Source organism: Gluconacetobacter johannae, assembly GCF_014174305.1.
Taxonomy (GTDB): domain Bacteria; phylum Pseudomonadota; class Alphaproteobacteria; order Acetobacterales; family Acetobacteraceae; genus Gluconacetobacter; species Gluconacetobacter johannae.
In genome coordinates this window covers 1-18663 of sequence record NZ_JABEQH010000017.1, presented here as the reverse complement: position 1 = coordinate 18663, position 18663 = coordinate 1, and the positions used below count along the sequence as shown (strand labels likewise).

At 66.1% G+C, this 18663-nt stretch carries 13 protein-coding genes; 7 read left to right on the top strand and 6 right to left on the bottom strand.

The window, feature by feature from the left end; translation table 11 throughout:
• The first annotated feature begins 208 nt into the window (after window positions 1-208).
• The 5 genes from HLH21_RS12465 to HLH21_RS12445 all read left to right on the top strand — a co-directional run bounded on the left by HLH21_RS12465 (window position 209) and on the right by HLH21_RS12445 (window position 7702).
• Window positions 209-1288, top strand: coding sequence for a site-specific integrase (locus HLH21_RS12465; RefSeq protein WP_182944082.1), 1080 nt, complete (start codon window positions 209-211; stop codon window positions 1286-1288).
• Window positions 1289-2817: 1529 nt separating this feature from the next.
• Window positions 2818-5145: a TonB-dependent receptor gene (locus tag HLH21_RS12460; protein WP_182944081.1), complete on the top strand. Its 2328-nt coding sequence runs from the start codon at window positions 2818-2820 to the stop codon at window positions 5143-5145.
• Window positions 5146-5176: 31 nt separating this feature from the next.
• Window positions 5177-5830 carry a tetratricopeptide repeat protein gene (locus HLH21_RS12455; protein WP_246379687.1) on the top strand — a complete coding sequence of 218 codons (654 nt, stop codon included), beginning with the start codon at window positions 5177-5179 and terminating at the stop codon, window positions 5828-5830.
• Window positions 5830-6516, top strand: coding sequence for a Fe2+-dependent dioxygenase (locus tag HLH21_RS12450; protein ID WP_182944079.1), 687 nt, complete (start codon window positions 5830-5832; stop codon window positions 6514-6516). The genes HLH21_RS12455 and HLH21_RS12450 overlap by 1 nt, the downstream gene beginning before the upstream one ends.
• Before the next feature lie 52 nt (window positions 6517-6568).
• The gene (locus tag HLH21_RS12445) at window positions 6569-7702 is read left to right on the top strand and encodes a PepSY-associated TM helix domain-containing protein (RefSeq protein ID WP_182944078.1); all 1134 of its coding nucleotides are present in this window, start codon (window positions 6569-6571) and stop codon (window positions 7700-7702) included.
• Between the two features lie 60 nt (window positions 7703-7762).
• On the opposite strand, the gene HLH21_RS12440 is transcribed toward HLH21_RS12445, so the two are convergent.
• Together HLH21_RS12440 and HLH21_RS12435 are read right to left on the bottom strand one after the other, a co-directional pair.
• Window positions 7763-8086 (bottom strand): hypothetical protein, encoded by a 324-nt coding sequence (locus HLH21_RS12440; protein ID WP_182944077.1) that lies wholly within the window; start codon window positions 8084-8086, stop codon window positions 7763-7765.
• 111 nt (window positions 8087-8197) lie between these two features.
• Complete coding sequence (locus HLH21_RS12435; protein WP_182944076.1) at window positions 8198-8398, bottom strand: hypothetical protein; 201 nt, start codon at window positions 8396-8398, stop codon at window positions 8198-8200.
• Between the two features lie 179 nt (window positions 8399-8577).
• Between HLH21_RS12435 and HLH21_RS17170 the strand changes: the two genes are divergently transcribed.
• Window positions 8578-8712: a hypothetical protein gene (locus tag HLH21_RS17170; RefSeq protein ID WP_264811521.1), complete on the top strand. Its 135-nt coding sequence runs from the start codon at window positions 8578-8580 to the stop codon at window positions 8710-8712.
• Between the two features lie 48 nt (window positions 8713-8760).
• Here HLH21_RS17170 and HLH21_RS12430 read toward each other — a convergent pair whose 3' ends face one another.
• Entirely contained in the window at window positions 8761-10176 is a 1416-nt protein-coding gene (locus tag HLH21_RS12430; protein WP_182944171.1) for a glucoamylase family protein, read from the bottom strand.
• 313 nt (window positions 10177-10489) lie between these two features.
• Between HLH21_RS12430 and HLH21_RS12425 the strand changes: the two genes are divergently transcribed.
• Window positions 10490-11209, top strand: coding sequence for an SH3 domain-containing protein (locus HLH21_RS12425; protein ID WP_182944075.1), 720 nt, complete (start codon window positions 10490-10492; stop codon window positions 11207-11209).
• A gap of 396 nt (window positions 11210-11605) precedes the next feature.
• On the opposite strand, the gene HLH21_RS12420 is transcribed toward HLH21_RS12425, so the two are convergent.
• The 3 genes from HLH21_RS12420 to HLH21_RS12410 form a co-directional block, all read right to left on the bottom strand.
• The gene (locus tag HLH21_RS12420; RefSeq protein WP_182944074.1) at window positions 11606-11893 is read right to left on the bottom strand and encodes a hypothetical protein; all 288 of its coding nucleotides are present in this window, start codon (window positions 11891-11893) and stop codon (window positions 11606-11608) included.
• Window positions 11894-11965: 72 nt separating this feature from the next.
• Complete coding sequence (locus HLH21_RS12415; RefSeq protein WP_182944073.1) at window positions 11966-14611, bottom strand: M1 family metallopeptidase; 2646 nt, start codon at window positions 14609-14611, stop codon at window positions 11966-11968.
• A 200-nt stretch (window positions 14612-14811) separates the two neighbouring features.
• The gene (locus HLH21_RS12410; RefSeq protein WP_182944072.1) at window positions 14812-17667 is read right to left on the bottom strand and encodes a TonB-dependent receptor plug domain-containing protein; all 2856 of its coding nucleotides are present in this window, start codon (window positions 17665-17667) and stop codon (window positions 14812-14814) included.
• Window positions 17668-18663 lie beyond the last annotated feature (996 nt).

Genomic DNA, 18663 nt, shown 5'->3' with positions numbered 1-18663 from the left:
CCGGAGGTGGAGGGATGAGCGAAGCACTCCCCACCTACCTGACCGTGGCCGATATCCTCGAACGACTGCGCGGCCGGATTGGCAGGACGAAACTACTCCAGCACCTTCGCGAGAACCCGACGCATGCCGGCGGACCCACCCATAGGCGGTGGGGAAACCGCATCGTCTTCCACCCGACAGACCTGAGACGCCTGACCGAAAGCCTGGAATGCCCCTCAAAATCGTCACACGCCCAGGCTCGTCGTTCTTCTACGTCCGTGGCACCGTCCGGGGGCAAAGCGTTTTCGAGAGTACTGGCGCAACTGAGCGCCGGAAAGCGGAGGAATACCGGGCACACCGGGAATCGGAACTCTGGAACGCCAGCCTCTACGGCCAGAAAGCAGTCGTCACCTTTGCCTCAGCCGTAGAGAGCTACATCAACCACGCCCAGCGGAACCATAACACACAGAGCGCCGTCGAGAAGCTGGTGCAGCATTTCGGGACAACACCCCTGCACCAGATTGATCAGGTTTCCGTCGATCGCGCCTATGCGAAGATCCTGCGGGATGGGCACAAGGCCAGCGCGGCAACAAAGCTGCGCCAGGTGCTGACCCCCCTGCGGGCAATTCTGGAGCATGCAGCGATTCGCAAATGGTGCGACCGGCCGGCCTTTGATGTCCCCCGAGTCGCAAAGGCGATCACCCCCTACCTGAAGCCAGATGAGGCAGATGCGCTCGTGGGCGCTGCTGGCACGCACATCAAGCCGCTCATCATCTTCCTGATCTGCACGGGAGCACGCCTGTCCGAGGCCCTGGAGATCGAATGGCAGAGCGTCGATCTGGTCGGCCGGCGCGCCACGCTATGGCAGAAGCAGGGAACGGAGCGGGACGTTGACCTACCGAACCGGGCGATATCAGCCTTGTCGGCGCTACCGCACCGACCGGGACGGATCTTCCGGCCGCCGGCAACCCGGAAGCGGCCGAACCCGGAGGGATATCTGGACAGCGGCCGCACAAGCGGCGGTCAGATCAAGTGCGCGTGGGCGACAGCATGCCGGAAGGCTGGGCTGCCAGGGCATTGGCATGAATGGGTGTCGACATCCGGCCAGTCGAAGCGGACATGGGTATCCGACGTCACCCCTCACCATCTCCGGCACACATGGGCGACATGGCAATACTGCCTGCATGGCGATCTGCTGGCGCTCCAGCGCGATGGCGGGTGGTCCAACATCACGATGGTGACCCGATATGCGAAGAAGATGCCGGATGCATACCGCGAAGCTGTGGATAACTGGCTGAATGCGACATAATCCGTGCAGTTTGCGTAGTGTACACGGTAAAGTTCTGAAAATGAATGGAAAATAATTCTATCCAACTCCCTTGGTAAGGGAGAGGTCGACAGTTCAATCCTGTCCAGCAGCACCACTTCCCCTGAATGATTTCAGCGGCTTGAGAGATTGTTTCCCTCGCTGCCCCCTCGTTCAGGGCTACGGATATCCACAAAAAAGCCGGTTCGAATCGCCCTGAGCGGCGCGGACTCCATGCAGTCGGAGTTTCATTCCGTCTTCGCCGGTTCTTCGGGATCGTGCGCGGGTTCGTCGGATGGCGGGCCGGGAGGCATGGGGGCGACGGACTCCGGGTAAAAGCTTATCGGCCGGCGATCCCAGCCGCTGTCGTCATCCTCGCCGTTGCCATCTCCATCGTCTTCCGGGTGGGGGTGGCGAGGCGGCAGCGGGGCCGACGTCCCGTCAAAAAACGCTGGGCGTGGGTCCAGCCATGGCGCGGAAGTCCCCGATTTCTCAGGTATCGGCTCTTTCGCAGGTTCCGGATCTGGCGCATCCGGATCAGGGAACGCGCCATCCTCAGGTTTCGGCCGTTGGTCGCTCATGGCATTCCTCCCCAACCGCAGGTCCTCTCGGGTCGGTCAAAAGAAAGCCCGGCATGTGGCCGGGCTTCTTCGGGGGCGCTCCGTTACTTCGTGGCGCCAGGGGTGTGCCTCGACGCCTGTCCCGGCACAGGAGGCTCCTTCGGATCCTTGCCGATGGCGAGATCGGCATAGGCGTCCGTCCTGGTTTCCCTGGGCGCGACCTTGGCCCGCGTCGTCTTCCTGGGACCAGAAGATGCGGGACCTTTTTTCCTGTCCATCATGCCCTCCTCAGGCTGGGAGAAGGACAGGAGATAGGCTGGCCCACAAGGGTTGCAAGGGTGAAAGGGCCTTGGAAGAGCGCGATATTTGAGGCCCTGACGATCGTGCCGTTCGGGGCGGGGCCACGCCGTCGCGGTCAGGAATGCGGCGCCTGTCCGGGCTTTGGCATCTGGTCCGGCGACGGCTTGTCCATGCCTGGCGGCCTCGGGTTTTCCTGGGTCGGCTTCATGGCGTGAGGCGTGGGGTATGTTCTGGACTTGGGCGCGTCACCCGCCCGGTTTCGAAGATAGGGCGCATTGTCGTAATCCGAGGACGGCTTTTGCGACGGCTTCGGATAATGTCCCTGTATAGAATCCATCGAAGAGGGCGAGGGGTGCTTCTGTGCCCATCCCGCCGATGGCGCCCATACCGATGCGGATGCGGCGCAGGCCAGCATGAGGATTGGGATCTGACGCATAACGGGACCTCCTGTCCGACGATGTGCCAACGCCGGGTGGCGCCCGCCGTTTGAGGGATGTCGCGGTGACGTGAACCGAATTTTTCCTCTGTCGAACCCGGCCGCGCGCCCCCGACGGCATCCGTTTCCAGACATGCTTTGTCATGGACGAACGTCTTGACGATTCGGGGTCGTTCTGAGCAGATCGCAAATGCGAGTTGTTTGCATTTGCGTTTGTAACAAGAGGTGCCGAGGGAATGGGTGTCACTGGAAAATGGCGTACCGCGCATGGTGTGGCGCCCCAGCGCGGTCAGACATTATGTGGTCTGGCCCTGGCGATGATCGGAACCCAGGGGGTGGCCGCCACCTCGGCCCTGGCCGCGCCGGACAGGATATCGGACGACGAGAAGAAGAAGGCCCATCCGGACCGGCCGGCCCCCCGGCACGAACATATCGAGGTCGTCGGCCTGTGGCATGACGCCTCGCCCAAATTCACGGCCCCCCTGCTGGATACGCCCAAGAGCGTGTCGATCATCTCGCGCCAGTTGCTGACCCAGACCGGGTCGAACACGCTGGCCGATGCCTTGCGTAACGTGCCGGGCATCACGATGGGCGCGGGCGAGGGCGGCAATCCGGTCGGCGATCGGCCGTTCCTGCGGGGCTATGACGCGCAGTCGAGCACCTTCGTCGACGGGCTGCGCGATGTCGGCGCGCAATCGCGCGAGACATTCAATGTGGAATCGGTCGAGGTCATCAAGGGCGATACCGGCGCCTTCGCCGGACGTGGCGGCGCCGGCGGCGCGATCTACATCAACAGCAAGATGCCCAGCCTGAAGAACGCGATCGACGCCAGCCTCGGGTTCGGCAATGCCGACTACAAGCGGGGCACGTTCGACGGCAACTGGAAAGTCAGCCCGACCGGCGCGTTCCGCCTGAACCTGATGGGGGACGACCAGGGCGTGGCCGGACGCGGGCCCACCCACTATCGCCGCTACGGCGTGGCGCCGTCCCTGTCGTTCGGGCTGGGCACCGCGAACCGCGTCACCGTGATGTATTATCACATGCAGAACGACGATCTGCCCGATGTCGGTATTCCCTATAGCAACCCCGCCTTCAACGCGCGGTCCGACGGCGCGGCGCGGGTGCTGGCGACGGGAAGCGGCGCGCCGGTGAAGGTGCCGTTCGATACCTGGTACGGGTTGAAAAACCGTGATTCCAATCAGGATGGCATCGACATGGGCACGTTGCGGCTGGAGCATGATTTCAGCAGCACCCTTCATATCCGCAATACCACACGCTATTCCGAGACCACCCAGAACGACCGGTGGACCATGCCGGACGACAGCCAGGGCAATATCTATTACGGCGACGTCTATCGCCGTCTGAACAGCCGCATTTCCACGCTGGACACGGCGACCAACCAGACCGATTTCTACGGGTCGTTCCATCTGCTGGGCTTCAAGAACCAGTTTGCCTCGGGCACGGAATTCACCCGCGAGCAGGGCAAGAACGATACCTACACCGCCACGGTGAACGGGCAGAACGTGGCCTCGGGCACCAGTTTCACCCGATGCGCGACCGCGCTGGCCTTTTCATCCTATACTTGTACCTCTCTGACCAATCCGAACCCGAACGATCTGTGGAGCGGCAACCTCACGCGCACGGGCAACCCGAACAGCACGCGCTTCGACACCAAGGCGGTCTATCTGTTCGACACGATGACGCTGCTGCGCCAGCTTCAGGCCAATTTCGGCGTGCGCTACGACAATGTGCAGAGCACCTACCGTGCGGCGGCGGGCGAATATGGGCGTGGCGACAATCTGTTCACCTACCAGGGCGGGCTGGTGTACAAGCCGCGCTCCAACGGGTCGATCTACGCGTCCTACGCCACTTCGGCGATCCCGCCGGGCAATTCCGTGGGGCAGGGATCGGACGACATCAGCCTCGGCGTGGACCGGACCGGCAATATCGGCAGCGTGCTGAAGCCGGAACGGGACCGCACGATCGAAGTCGGCACCAAATGGAACCTGCTTCATAACCGGATGCTGCTGACCGGCGCGCTGTTCCAGATCGACAGCACCAATTTCAAGATCAGCACGCCGTCGGGCGGCATCGCCAATGGCGGCACCAAGCGGGTCCGTGGTTTTGAAATCGGCCTGAACGGGCAGATCACGCGCGACTGGTCGATCAACGGCGGCTACACCTATCTGGACGCGCGGCTGCTCAAGGCCGGTGGGGCCGGGGCCGCGGCCGGGCTGATGGACGGGCGGCATGCGCCGAACACGCCGGAGAACAGCCTGGCGCTGTGGACGACCTACCGGATCGTCAGGCCGCTGACGGTGGCGGCGGGCGTGTATTACATGAGCAAGGTGTACGGCACGGATTCGCCCACGGCGCCGAAATTCGTGCCCAGCTACTGGCGCTTCGACGTCATGGCGAATTACAAGTTCCGCCGCCATTACAGCCTGCAGCTCAATATGCAGAATCTGGCGAACATGCGGTATTTCACACAGGCTTACACGACGCATTACGCCACGCAGGCGCCCGGCCGGACCGCCTTTGTGACCCTGAACGCCCATTTCTGAACGTTGGTGCGGGATGCGGGGTGAAACCGGCATGCGGGGCGAAAGGCAGGACAGCGTGGCGGCCGGCGTCGAGGCGATCTGCGCCCTGGCCGGCGCGGGGCAGGCGGACGCGCAATTGACGCTGGGGCAGATATTGCTCGACGGCCGGTTCCTGCCCCGTGACAAGGGGGCGGCGCTGGGCTGGTTTCTGGCCGCCGCCCGGCAGGGTCATCCGATGGGGCTCAATATGGTCGGGCGCTGCTGCGAACTGGGGTGGGGCCTGGCGCCCGCCCCGGCCGAGGCGCTGCGCTGGTATCGCGCCGCCGCGTGCGCCGGTCTGGATTGGGGCATGTACAACTATGCCACGGGGCTGACCCTGGGCTGGGACGGGCCACCCGACCACATGCGGGCGCTGGCGTGGCTGCGGCGGGCCGCGGCCCGTGGCCATTGCAAATCCTTCAATATCATCGGCGGGTTTTACGAAGACGGATGGGCCGTGGCGCGCGACCTGGGCCAGGCGAGGGCCTGGTATGCCCGTGCCGCCGAGGGCGGGGATTTCCGGGGACATTTCAATTTCGGCCGCTTCCTGCGGGCGGAAGGCCGGCACGCGCAGGCGCGGCGTCATTTCGACATCGCCCGCCGCACCGGCACACCGGCATTCCGCGATCAGATGGAACGTTTCCTTGCGGAACATGAGGTCAGGTGATGCTGCTGCATATCCCCGAACTGCTGAGCCGGGACGAACTGGCCCATTGCCGCGCGGTGCTGGCCCAGGCCGACTGGCGCGACGGACGCGTCACCGCGGGTCCGCAATCGGCGCAGGCCAAGCACAATCTTCAGTTGCCGCTCAATCATCCGGACCATCGCGCACTGGCCGATCTGGTCCTGGGCGCGCTGGCGCGCAACGCGCTGTTCACCAGCGCGGCCGTGCCGCATCGCATCGTGCCGCCCCTGTTCAACCGGTACGATGTCGGCATGGAATTCGGCGCGCATGTCGACAATGCGATCCGCTACATCCCCGGCTCCGACGGGCTGCGGATCAGAACCGACATATCCGCGACGTTGTTCCTGACCGATCCGGAGGAATATGACGGCGGCGAACTGCTGATCCACGATGCAAGCGGCACGCAGGCGGTCAAGCTGCCGGCCGGCGACATGATCGTCTATGACACGACGGTCCTGCACAGCGTCGCCCCGGTGACGCGCGGCAGCCGCTGGGCGTCGTTCTTCTGGACCCAGTCCATGATCCGCGAAGGCAGCCGGCGCCGGCTGCTGTTCGATCTCGACCGGACCATCATGGGCCTGCGGGCCCGGCTGCCGGATGACGATCCGGACATATTGGGCCTGGTCAACTGCTACCATAACCTCATGCGGCAATGGTGCACGCTGTGAGGCCCGCCGTCGAAGACACGTTCATAATCCTGATTGGTATGACCTGGATGACATGCATGACCATTCGCGGGGTCGCCTGATGCGGCTCCTGCGTAAACTGCATCGCTGGATCGGGCTGGCCCTGGCGATTCCCTTCGCCCTTCAGGGCCTGACCGGGTTCCTGATGGTCGTGCTGCCGCAGGAGGCGCCAGGGCGGCCGCAGATCACCTGGTCCGGCCCCCCGCTTCCTGCGAGCCAGTTGGTCCAGGCCGCCCGCGCGGCCGCGCCCGCCGGGACCAGCGCGCTGCGCTATGCGCCGCCGCAGGGCCCCCATGACCCGGCCAGCGTCGGGTTCGGCCCGGCGGGCGGGCGTCGCCCCGACCTCAATATCCTGGTCGATCCGTCGTCGGGCCATGTGGTCGGCATGCAGAAGCGCAGCGTCGTCTACGGCTTCGTCATGCGGCTGCATACCGCCCTGCTGCTGCTGCCGGTCGGGCGCGGGCCGATAGGGTGGGTCGGCGTCTTCCTGGTCGGGATGGCGGTCAGCGGCATCGTGCTCTGGTGGCCGCGCAGCCACCTGTGGCAATCGGGATTATGGCGGCGCGGCCTGATGATTTCGCGCAAGGCGCGCGGGCTGAGGCTGTGGCGGGAAACGCACCTGGCGGTGGGGGCATGGATGTTCCTGCTGCTCGGCTTCATGGCCGGCAGCGGGGTGATGATCTGCTACCCCGACATGTTTCCCGGCGGCGGGGCGGGGCCAAGACGCCCGCCCATGGCAGCGGACGGACAGCGCGGCCACCGTCACGCGGCGGATGCGGGAGCGATGGAGGAGGACGGGCTGGACATGGCGCTGGCGACGATCCGCCAGGCCCGGCCGCACGATACGATCAGCGACATCCAGCTGGGGGCGCCGCGGGGCCCGTTCACCGTGCGCGTGGTGCAGCCGGGATATGGCGCCAACCGGCCCACAACCCTCCGGATCGACCGCCACACGGGCGCCATGACGGTGACGGCCGATCCCGGCACGCAAAGCGTGGGGCAACGCCTGTATGCCTGGATCCGGATCCTGCATCAGAACCGGCTGTCCGCGACGTGGGCCGGCGACCTCTGGAGCGTGCTTGTCGGGCTGAACGGCCTGGCCCTGTGCCTGTTCTCGGTGACGGGTGCGGCGATGTGGATGTTGCGGCGGGCGCGGACCCGAGGCTGACGCAGCCGTCGGGCCGTGCGCGCGGGGTCGGTTGCCGGTCGCGCGGTCCAGTGCTGGCGGTCAGCGACCCGGCGGGGCAGGCACCGTGCGATGGGGCTGTGGGCCCGGCTTTTCTTTGGGGGGCGGGGTGGTCCCGGCTTCGGGCCGGTGTTCGGGCGGCGGGCCGAGCATGTCCTGATGGGCGCAGCGCGACGGCGACATCTCGCTGGCGCAATGCATGTGCGGCATGTCGCCCATCCGCTCGGCCGGTGTCCGGCTATGCGGATTTGCCGGGGGCGGCAGCCGGGGCGGGGTGGACTGGGCCAGGGATATGGCCGGGTTGGCCAGGACGGCCAGCAGCGCGAGCATGGCCTGTCGGGTCGCGTATCGGGCGGGGCGTCCCATCGCATTCCTCCATCGAGGCGCCTGTGTGGGCAGCGAACGACTGGCGGCTTTGGGAGTTGCACCGTGCCCTGCGGGCGGGGACGTCTGTCACGCCACCCGCCCGGAACCCGATCAGCCCGGCGGGGCCGGTGTCGCCGGGGCGGCGGGGCATTTGGTGAATTTGCCCTTGGCGTCGCGGCATTTTTCCGGCTTCGGCTTGGGGCAGGTGACGAACTTGCCCTTGGCGTCACGGCAGGGGGCGGCCGAACCGGGGGCGGCCGCCCCCATCAGGGCGACGACGGACAGGGCGGACAGGAACAGGCGGATACGCATGTCGGGAAGCTCCTTCGCGGATGCAGACGCGGCCAGCATGCCTGTCGATGCCCGCCTCGGACAAGGGGGCCGATCGTGCGGTTGTGACCGGGTGAGCCGTCCGCGTCGTCTTGCCGGCCCCACCGGGGCGCCCATCTGCAGGGGGTCGAGAAACCGCCTCGGGAACAAAGGGGGCATCCATGACCGACATTCTTGCGCGCCGGCTGTCCACGACGCCTGGCCATTCGATCGGATACTGGTCGGTGATGATCGGGGGCATCGCGGGGATCATCGCGCTTTATGCCTGCGTGCTGATCTTCGGCGCAGCCTGGTAGCGGGGGACAATCGGGTTCTGCCCGAACCGGCCAGGGCCCAGCCCGACCTTACATGTGCGGGCTGGTGCCGGGGGGCGCGTCGGCGCGGGCCTGGCGCGTCGCGTCGTCCAGCCAGCCGCCGGAGAAGCCGGCGCGGGCCAGGCCGGCGCGGATGTAGCGGTTCTTCTTCATCGTGCTCCAGACCAGGCCGGTGCGCCAGTTTTCGATCATCAGCAGGATCGGCCCCTGGTCGATGCCGAACTGCTCGGTATCGGCCCAGTAGGACGTGCCGGACGGAAAACTGGGGTTGAAGGCGTCGACGAAGCCGTAGCGGTCGTAGATGCGCGCGCCGTAGCGGTCTTTCATTTCTTCCAGCGCCGGCAGGACGATTTCCGGGGCGAAGGCGATGGACCCGCCCGCCGCCGTCGGCGCGATGGTGCCGTCGTCCGAGATATAGTCGCGCCCGGCGCCGCGCGCGCTGTAGGCCTGGAAGCTGCGCGCGCGGCCATCCACCGTCAGGGTGACGATGCCAGGCCCGTTGCAGGCCGTCAGCCCCCAGACATTCGCGCCGTAATCGCGCCAGCCGCCGGGATTGGCCTGGGCGTAGGTGCGCTGGGCGTAGGTGGCGCGGCGGCTGTTCTCGAAATAATCGACGCCGTGCGTGCGGCTCCACCCATCGCGGATACCCCGGAAATCGACCCAGGAGTGGCTGTACTGATGGCCGAACAGCGGGGCGAAATTCAGCAGCGTCTGGCCCTGGAACGTGCCCCATTGCCGCGCATAGGTCGCGGTCCAGGCCTGCCAGGTGTCGGCGGGTACCGGATGGGTGGGCGAGGCCAGCGCCAGCAGGTAGATCAGCATCCCCTCGTTGTAGCCGTCCCAGTCGTTACGCAGGAAGCTGCCGGCCGGGGTCCAGCCCATGTCCAGCAAGGGCGCGTGCGCCCGCATCCACGACCAGTCCACCCGGCGGTACAGCGCGTCCGCCAGCCGCCGGATCGCGCGTTCGCGGGGGGTGTCGCGGTCGTAATAGGATTGGGCGAACAGCACGCCGCCCAGCAGCAGCGTGGTGTCCACGCTGGACAGTTCGGACCAGCGGGCGAAGCGCGTGCCGCGTTCGGGGTCGAGGAAATGGTAATAGAAGCCGTGATAGCCGGCGGCCCCGTCCTCGGCCGCGTTCTGCGGCGCGCGATACAGGAAGCGCAGGGTCGCCAGCGTGCGGGCCGCCGCCTGGTCCCGCGTGACGTAGCCGCGTTGCGCCCCGATGCCGTAGGCGGTCAGGCCGAACCCCACGGCGGCGATGCTGGCGAAGCGGTCGGGCGAGGGATAATGGTCGGGGATCAGCCCGTTTTTCGGGTTCGCCGCATCCCAGAACCAGGTGAAGGTCCGTCGTTCCAGATCCTCGACGAAACGGAAGTCCTCGGGACGCGGGGAGGGGGAGGGCGCGATATCCGAGGTCGCGCCGAGGGGCGGCGTGACAGGGGCCATGGCCGGGACGCCGGCGGCAGTCGCCGCCCCGGCGTCCGGCGGCGCGGCCGGCGCCGCGGCGATGGCCAGCAGCAGGGCGGCGCCGGCCCGGCGGCATGCGGCCCCGTTCCGCCCAACCTGCGCGGCGCGCGCGCGGGGTTCGTTGCTGGGGTCGATCGTCATGGGTTCCGTCACGTTCGCGTCATCTGGCGCGGTCACTTAACCATTGCGATCCGGGATTTGCAAACCGCGTCGCGGCGGGCTTTTCATTTGCGCGCAACCTGCCCACTCTGCGATCGTTGAGCGACCATCGCATCATGGAGTCGCGGCCTGGATGAAACATCGTTTGAAGGCCGTCCTGACGGTTCTGGCGCTGGGCGGCGTCGCGTCCCCGGCACTGGCGGCGCCGGGGGTCATCGTCGGCGGGACCGATGTTTTCGCCGGGCCGTCGCCGAACTATCCCGTGGTCGGGTCGCTGCCGCCGGGTACGCCGATCGAGATTTTCGAGTGCGAACCGGGATGGGGCTGGTGCGACATCGCCGACGGCCCCTATCGCGGCTGGGCGCCGCCGGACCGGATCCAGGTTTTGTACAATGGCGGGGCGGGGCCGCTGGCAACTTACGGCCCCATGGTGGGCCTGCCGCTGGCCGGTTTCGTCTTCGGTAATTACTGGGGCGCGCATTATCGTGGCCGCCCGTGGTTTTCCGACCGCGATCGCTGGGGCGGCGGCGATCGGGGGGGACGGGGCGGGGGGAACAGGCCGGGCCGGCCGCCGCCCTTCTATGGTCCCGACCATGGCGGCGGTGATCGCGGCTGGCATGGTGGCGGCCCCGGTGGGGGCGGCCATGGCGGTGGCGGTCCCGGTGGGGGCGGCCATGGCGAGGGCGGTCACGGCGGTGGTGGTCATGGCGAGGGCTGGCATGGTGGCGGCCCCGGCGGGGGCGGCCATGGCGATGGTGGTCACGGCGGTGGTGGTCATGGCGAGGGTGGTCATGGCGGCGGTCCCGGCGGGGGCGGCCATGGCGATGGTGGTCATGGCGGGCATCCAGGGTAGCGCGCATCACCGGCCGGCCCGGCATCCGGCCGGAACTTTGACGCTGTCCGCCGGTTTTTTTGTGAGACCCGATGAGGGAGGGCCCGATCAATGAGTCATGCAGCTGGTATCATCGGTCATATCCTCGTCAGCGAGTGGATGGCCGCAAGGGAGGAACGGAAGCGCGCCCCCCTCGGCGCGCAGCGCCGGTTGCACGGGGCATGGGCGATGCGCCGGAGCGGCATGCGGACACCGGCATGGCCGGGCTATGTCGCGTCGGTCCGACATGTGTCCGCGGGCCTGTCGCGGCGGGTGGCCTTCCGCAGGCCGCGATAGGCCCCCGTCGGGTCCGGTGACTGTTGACGCGACCCGGCGCTACGGAAATCGTCCCGCCCAAGGCAGGCTATCCATGTGCTTTCATACGGATCCGCCCGCAGGCAGGAATGTCGTCGCGAACACCGCGTGCGCCAGCATCAGGATCAGGATCGTGCAGATCAGCACGGCGAAGATGCCGCCGAACATGCGGAAGGCGCCCACGATCAGGCCGGCCAGCAGGATGACCAGCAGCGCGGTCTGCAATTCGCCGACGATGCCCACGCTGGCCAGGATGGTCCGGACGAACTGCTCGATCACGGCGATGGCCGAGACGATCAGGCCGAACAGGCCCAGCAGGAAACCGGTGATGATGGCGATGGCGTGGTCCATGCCGGGAATCCTTCGCGATGGCAGGGCATGTATCCTAGCAGGACTGCCCCGCCGCGCGCCACCCGGCCGGCGTCAGGGGCGGGTGGGCAGCCAGGCCGCCAGCGCGGCCTGGGCCCGCGCCGCGATGTCGGCGTTCGCGGCGATCAGGTCGGCGGCCTTCTTCGCCTCGATGGTGGCGCCGGTGGTAACCGTCGTGGAGGGGTCGTCCAGCAGGGCCTGGGCGATGGCCGGATTGACCGACTGGCCGGCCACCGTGGCCAGCAGGGACGATTGCGACCAGGGCGCCAGATGCGCGCGGATCTGCTTCTGCGTCTGCGGGGCCTGCACCAGCGACCACACGCGGTCCGGATCGTCGCTGCCGGTGGCGATGGCCGCCAGCATGTGCACGATGCGGCCGTTCGGGATCGCGCCGCTATAGGCCAGGCGGACCGATTGCGCGACCAGCGCCGGATCGCGCGAGGCCGCCAGGGCGCGGAAGAAGCGCAGCTTCTGTTCCGTGTCGCTGGAACTGCGGACCAGGCCGGCCAGCATGGCGTAGGTGGCCGGGTCGGCATGGCGGCCGACGATCCAGGTCACCGGGTCCAGCAGGCTGGGCGCCAGCGCCGACGGCGTCTTGCGCCAGGCGGCGAAGCGCGCCTGGGCCTCGGCCACCACGGCCTGGTCGTCGAACTGGCCCAGGGCGGCGATCAGTTCGGGACGCAGCAGTGTGTCCAGGAACGATTCGCCCTCGCGCGGCATCCAGCCCAGCCGGGCCAGCTGCGGCGCCAGCAGGGCGCGCGCGAAGGCCCGGAAGGCCGGGCGCTGCGGGCTGCCGCGTTCCATCGTGTCCAGTTGCCGCAGGTGCGAGATCGTGTCCTGCCAGACCGCGATGCTGGTGTCCTTCCCGGCCGACAGGCCGGCGACCAGGTCCAGATAGGCCGCGAGCGGGGCCTGCCCGGCCTGGAACAGCGCGAACTGGTCGCCCAGCAGGTTGGCGCGGTCGGTCGCGTCCAGGCGGCTGAACGCCGCCGCCAGCGCCGCCAGCGACGCGGCGTCGTAGGCGGTGCGGTAATAGCCGTTTTCGCCCAGATTGGCCTTCAGCGGCTGGTCGCACCCGGCGAAGGCCAGGGTCGCGGGCGTCTCCGGCCGCAGGATGACGCGCTGCGCCGTCGCGTCCGGGCCGCCGACGGTGACGGGGATGTTCCACCGCGCGGGCAGCGGGTGCGGGTCGTGGATGGTGAAGCGGCCTTCGGTCAGGCTCAGCACGGTCTTGCCGGCGTCGCACCGGCGCGCGACGTTGACCAGCGGAATGCCCGGCTGTTCGGTGAAGCTGCGCGCGACGGCGGCGACATCCTGGTGCGAGACCTGCGACAGCGCGGCCCACAGGTCGGCGCTGGTGGTGTTGCCGTAGGCATGGGCCTTCATGTAGGCGCGCATGCCGGCGCGGAACATGTCGGCGCCCAGCCAGTCCTCGGTCATGCGGATGACCTGCTCGCCCTTCTGGTAGCTGATCCGGTCGAAGGCGGTATTGGCCTCGCTGACGTCGTGGATCACCAACTGGATCGGGTGGGTGGACGGATGGGCGTCCTGCGCCATCGCCTGTTCGCGGTCGGCGTGCTGGCGCGGCCAGATCTGCCAGGTCGGGTTGAAATGATCGGTGGCCTTGGTCTCCATCCAGGTCGCGAACCCTTCGTTGAGCCAGATATTGTCCCACCACCCCATCGTCACCAGGTCGCCCGACCATTGGTGCGCCATTTCATGGGCCACCACCAGATACACCAGCTCCCGCGTGCTGGGGGCGCTGGTGTGTGGGTCGAACAGCAGGTCGTCGTCGATGAAGGTGATGGCGCCCCAGTTTTCCATCGCCCCGGCCTCGTAATTTCCGGGAATGGCAAGAAGGTCCAGCTTCGGCAGCGGGTAGGGGATGCCGAAGTAATCGTTGTAGTACGGCAGGATCGCGGACGCCGCCTGCAAGGCGTAGGCGCCGTTCCGCTGCATGCCGGTGGGGGCGTAGACGTTGATCGGCGTCGCGCCGCCGGTACCGCTGACGGCGGAGATGTCGCCGGCGACCAGGGCCAGCAGGTAGGTCGACATGCGCGGCGTGGTGCCGAAGACCACGCGCCGGGCGTGACCGCCGACCGGCGTGGACGCGGTCACGGGCATGTTGCTGACCGGCACGTAGCTGTCGGGCAGGGTCGCGGTCAGTTGGAACGTGGCCTTGAAGGCCGGTTCGTCCCAGCCGGGAAACATGCGGCGGGCGTCGGCGACCTCGAACTGCGTGACCAGCATGCGGTGGGTCTGGCCCGACGGGGTGCGGTAATCGTCATAATAGATGCCGTTGGGCGTCGCCGGGATCGGGCCGCTGTACGCGATGACCAGCGTGTGGGGACCGGCCGCGACCGGATGCGGCAGGGTCAGGGTCGCGGTCTGCGCCGCGTCGTCCTGGGTGATGGCGGCGGCGACCCCGTCCAGCTTCGCCGACAGCAGCGTCAGCCCCGCCTGGTTCAGCGTGATGCTGCCGATGGGCGCGCTGGCGGTGACGTCGATGGTTTCATGCCCGCCCAGGGTCAGGCGCTTCATGTCGGCGGCGATGTCGATCCGGTAGGCGCTGGGGACCACGGTCTTGGGCAACTGGCCGGGGGCGTGGGCGAAATCGAAGGGGGCTTCGCCATGCGCCGCACCCGGCAGCAGGGCGGCGCCTGCCAGCAGAAGGGTGGCGATGGTGGGTCTGTGCCGCATGGGGGCAACTCCGGAACGATGGGCTCGGGGTCCGCGAAAGGTCGGGATCAGGCGCCGATGATGACGGTTGGATAGCGCATGGCCGGCCCCGGTTCCAGACCCGGAAGGCGATGTGTCCCTGGCGAGGGAAGGCGCTGCCGGGTCGCGCCATGGGTCCGGGAGAGCCACAGGGCGGCTCCCCCGGGTTGTGCAGGCGCGTGTCAGAAGTGCGTGGACGTCCGCAGGAAGTAGTAGCGTCCCATGTAGTCATAGACGCTGGTGTCGGTGTTCCAGTACTGCCCGATGGCGAAATACTGTGGAATCTTGCCGCCAACGTTGTTGATGCCGGCCGTCACGTCGAAGTGGTTGCTGTGATACATTATCATGATGTCGTGGTAGAACACCATGTTCGTGTGGTAAAAGCGCGTCGTTTCGGCGTTATAGCTGGACTGCGGATAGTAATCCATGCCGTCGATGAAGCGCATCGTGTAGTTGAATGTCCAGCGCCCGTGCGTGAAGGCGGCATTGGCATTGGCCTTCCAGCGCGGAATGGCGAAGGTGCCGGGGGACGTCGGGGACTGCGGCGGTCCGTCGGTGCCCAGGAAGTTGATGTAGGGCTGGCCGGGCTCGTTCTGCGCCGTGTAGCCGATGATATCCGAGATATCGACCCCCAGGTTGATCGCGTTCATCGGGTCGATGCGGTAGAGATAGCTGCCGTTGATATCCAGGCCGCTGGTACGCAGGCCGCCCATGTTCATGGTGGTGTCGTTGAACGCGAGCAACTGGTGGCTGGCGTCACGCGCCGGGCTGCCCAGGTTGGAGCAGGTCGGGCCTTTCAGGCCCGCGCTGTCGTAGCACGAATCCAGCAGGTCCTGCGCCGGGAAGGTGCCGATCTGGTGGGTGATCGACGTGTGGTAGTAATCGACCGTGAACGACAGGTTCGGGATGAAGTGCGGGTGGATGACGGTGCCGATCGTGTAGGTGCGCGAGATCTCCGGCTGCACCTTCGGATTGCCGCCGATCAACGCGCGGACCTGGTCGGCGCTGGTCTGGTTGATGCCGCCCGCCGGAACGCCCTGCGACATGCAGTTCGCCATGCGGTTGGCGCTGGTGCCGATCAGATCGGTCGCGCACGGGTCATACGCGCTCTGGAACGAAACCTGCTGCCCCGAATACAGGTCCGAGATCGTGGGCTGGCGGAAGCCCGTGCCGTAGTTGACGCGGAACGAGATGTCGTTGACCGGCGACCAGATCAGGCCGCCCGACCAGTTGTACGTCTCGCCAAACGTGTTGTAGTGCGAGAACCGGCCGGCGACGTTCGCGGCCAGGTTCTGCGCGCCCGGCAGGTCGCGCAGCAGCGGGACGCTGAGTTCGCCGTAGACTTCGGTGGCGTTATAGGCGCCGGAGGTCGGGTTCGTGACCGTGTTCAGCGCATATCCGTTCATGTTCAGCAGATCGGTCGTCGATCCGGCATCGAGGCTGCGATGTTCGACGCCGAATGCCAGGCCCGCCGGCCCGTAGGGCATGCGGAACAGATGGTTGTTACGCAGCAGAAGCTGCACGTCACGCATCTCGTTCGAGAACGATACGCCGTTATTGTAGGTGATGAACTTGCGGGCCTGGTCGCTGATTCCCGTGGCGGGGCTGAACGGGTTGATCAGGGCGCAACCGGCGGCGGCGGAGCAGACGGACGGGTCGTAGACGCCCTGGTCGAGCGAGTCCGGCAGGCCGGTCTGGCGGAAACCCAGTGCCTGTTCCAGCGCCACGCCGTTGACCGACCCCGGCATGGATGACGTCTGCACGTCCTTGCCGAAGGAATAGTACAGATCCCACGTCCAGCCATTGCTATGCGGAATGTCGCCGCGCGCGCCGACGGTGATCTGGTACTGGTCGTCCGCGTACTGCTGGTTGCGGTTGCCCAGCCCGGCGGGGCGGCTATACCAGCCGACGTCCTGGCCGAAGGGGTTGCCGGGCAGGCCGGCCGGGATGATGACGGCGTCGGGCAGGTTCGCCGCCTCGGAAGAGGGGTTGGCGATCGGGTCGCCGGACAGTTGCGCCAGCGTATCGGTATGCGTCCAGGTCCCCAGCAGGTAGAGCTGCACATGGTCGGTCAGGTCGTAGCGGCCGTTCGCCGTGATGCTCTCGAACTGGTTCTGGTCCGCCATCCAGGTGTCTTTGGCGTAGTCGTACCGATCCTGGGGGGTGAAGGGGCGATAGCTGTTCGCCGGGCCGCCGGCGCCGCCGTTCGTATAGATCCCGCCGCCATCGGCGCCGGGGAACAGAGGATCGCCGCTCATGGAATAGAAGGCCCCGCCCGGAGTCAGGATCGAACCGCTCTGGGGAATCGGCTGGCCAGGTCCGGGCATGACGATGCCGCTGTGCAGGGCCCAGGGGCGGTTCGTGGCCAGTGTCGGCGCCTGGTAGTTGTAGGTACCGTTCAGGGTGATGTTGCCGCGGTCGTGGTCGAAATTGAAACCGTGCGTGATCGACGCGGTGGCCTGCGGGCTGTCGCCGTCATAGCCGCTGATGCCACCGTTGAAATTCACGGTGGTGCCCGAATAGTTCTTCTTCAGGATGATGTTCAGCACGCCCGACACCGCGTCGGCGCCGTAGAGCGACGAAGCCCCATCCTTCAGGAACACGACGCGATCGACCATTTCCATGGGAATGGCGTTGATGTTCGCGCAGCCGTTGGGGCCGCTGACGACGCGGCGTCCGTCGACCAGAACCAGCAGACGATCGACGCCCATCGAGCGGAAGTCGGTGCAGGTGGAGCCGCCGCCGGCATTGACGTTGGTGCGATAGGTGCCGCCGAAACCCATGGACGGGATGTTGTGCAGCGCCATTTCCAGATTCGTCGCCGACGAATTCTGTAATTGTTGCGCCGTGATCGTCGTGATCGGCGCAATTTCCGCAGTCGCCCGGTTGGCGAGATGGGACCCGGTGACCTGGATTTCCTCGGTGCCGTTCGAGGTGCGGCTGGTGGTCGTGCCCTGCCGGTGGAGAGAGCTGATCAGCGATCCGGATGACGTGGCCGGCTGCGAGATCAACTGTGCATGCGCCGTGCCCGCGGCCATCGACCCGGCACCCAGTGCGAGAAAGCTGCAGAACGCGCGCAATCCTGTCTTTTCGGGAGCCCTCAAAGGTCTCATTGCGAATCCCTCTTTTTTTGAATTTCGCAAGATTTCAATGAACGCGCGTTCGTCGTCGAGGAAAAACGTTACGATCAGTTTCAGAGTGAGATGGTTTGATACAATCTGTTGCAATTTAGCAACGTATCTCGCTTGGGTCTTGTCGGGGCGGATATGGTTTTCCCTAGCATTTTAAAAGGATTTTTTCTGTCGCGACGCAACTCGTGAAGGCGAGGTGCGTTTGCACATGCATTTTGTGATGCGTGCCACAGCCCTGGCGCACGTTCGACGTCGTGCGCGGTATCTCGATTGTCGTGATTATTTCTTGGAAAAAACAAACAGACGGGTGTTCTTCTCGAAAAAGGGCGAGGTTTCCTGGCGTGTAGTGAGTCTACGGTATAGAGTTAATTTATTTTTACGATTGGCCCAGAATGATGGAGCATTTTTATCATTCCGGGATGGTAACACAAGGGGGCGTAACAGTTTTTTGAACGTTCGGTTTGAACTATGATATTTCAATCAAATTTAAGAGAGGTTTCCATATATTTCTTAAAATAACATGAAATGAGATGATAAATACAAATTCCGGATCGTCGCGTTCCATGAAGAATCCGGCCCGGCGCGGGCCATGCCGCGACGGCGTCTATATGTATTGAAATATAGAGAATGGGAACGTGCTGCCGTGCGGGCGGATATGGGTCCGTGTCGTCATGACGACGAAAGTGCGACCCGCACGGCGCCGTTGTGGGTCGGGGCTATGCGGGTGGGCTTGCGGATACCGGGCTCAGAGCCTGTTTGAAAATGTGGGCTGGCGAGCGAGAGCGGAACGTAGTGAAGCGCCCGGCGTGTGTTTTCGAGCACCGAAGCGGAGCGGCCTTATCGGCCGTGAGCATCGAAGCGCAGGAAACGCGCGTCGGATCGCCGCCAGCGCGCATTTTCAAA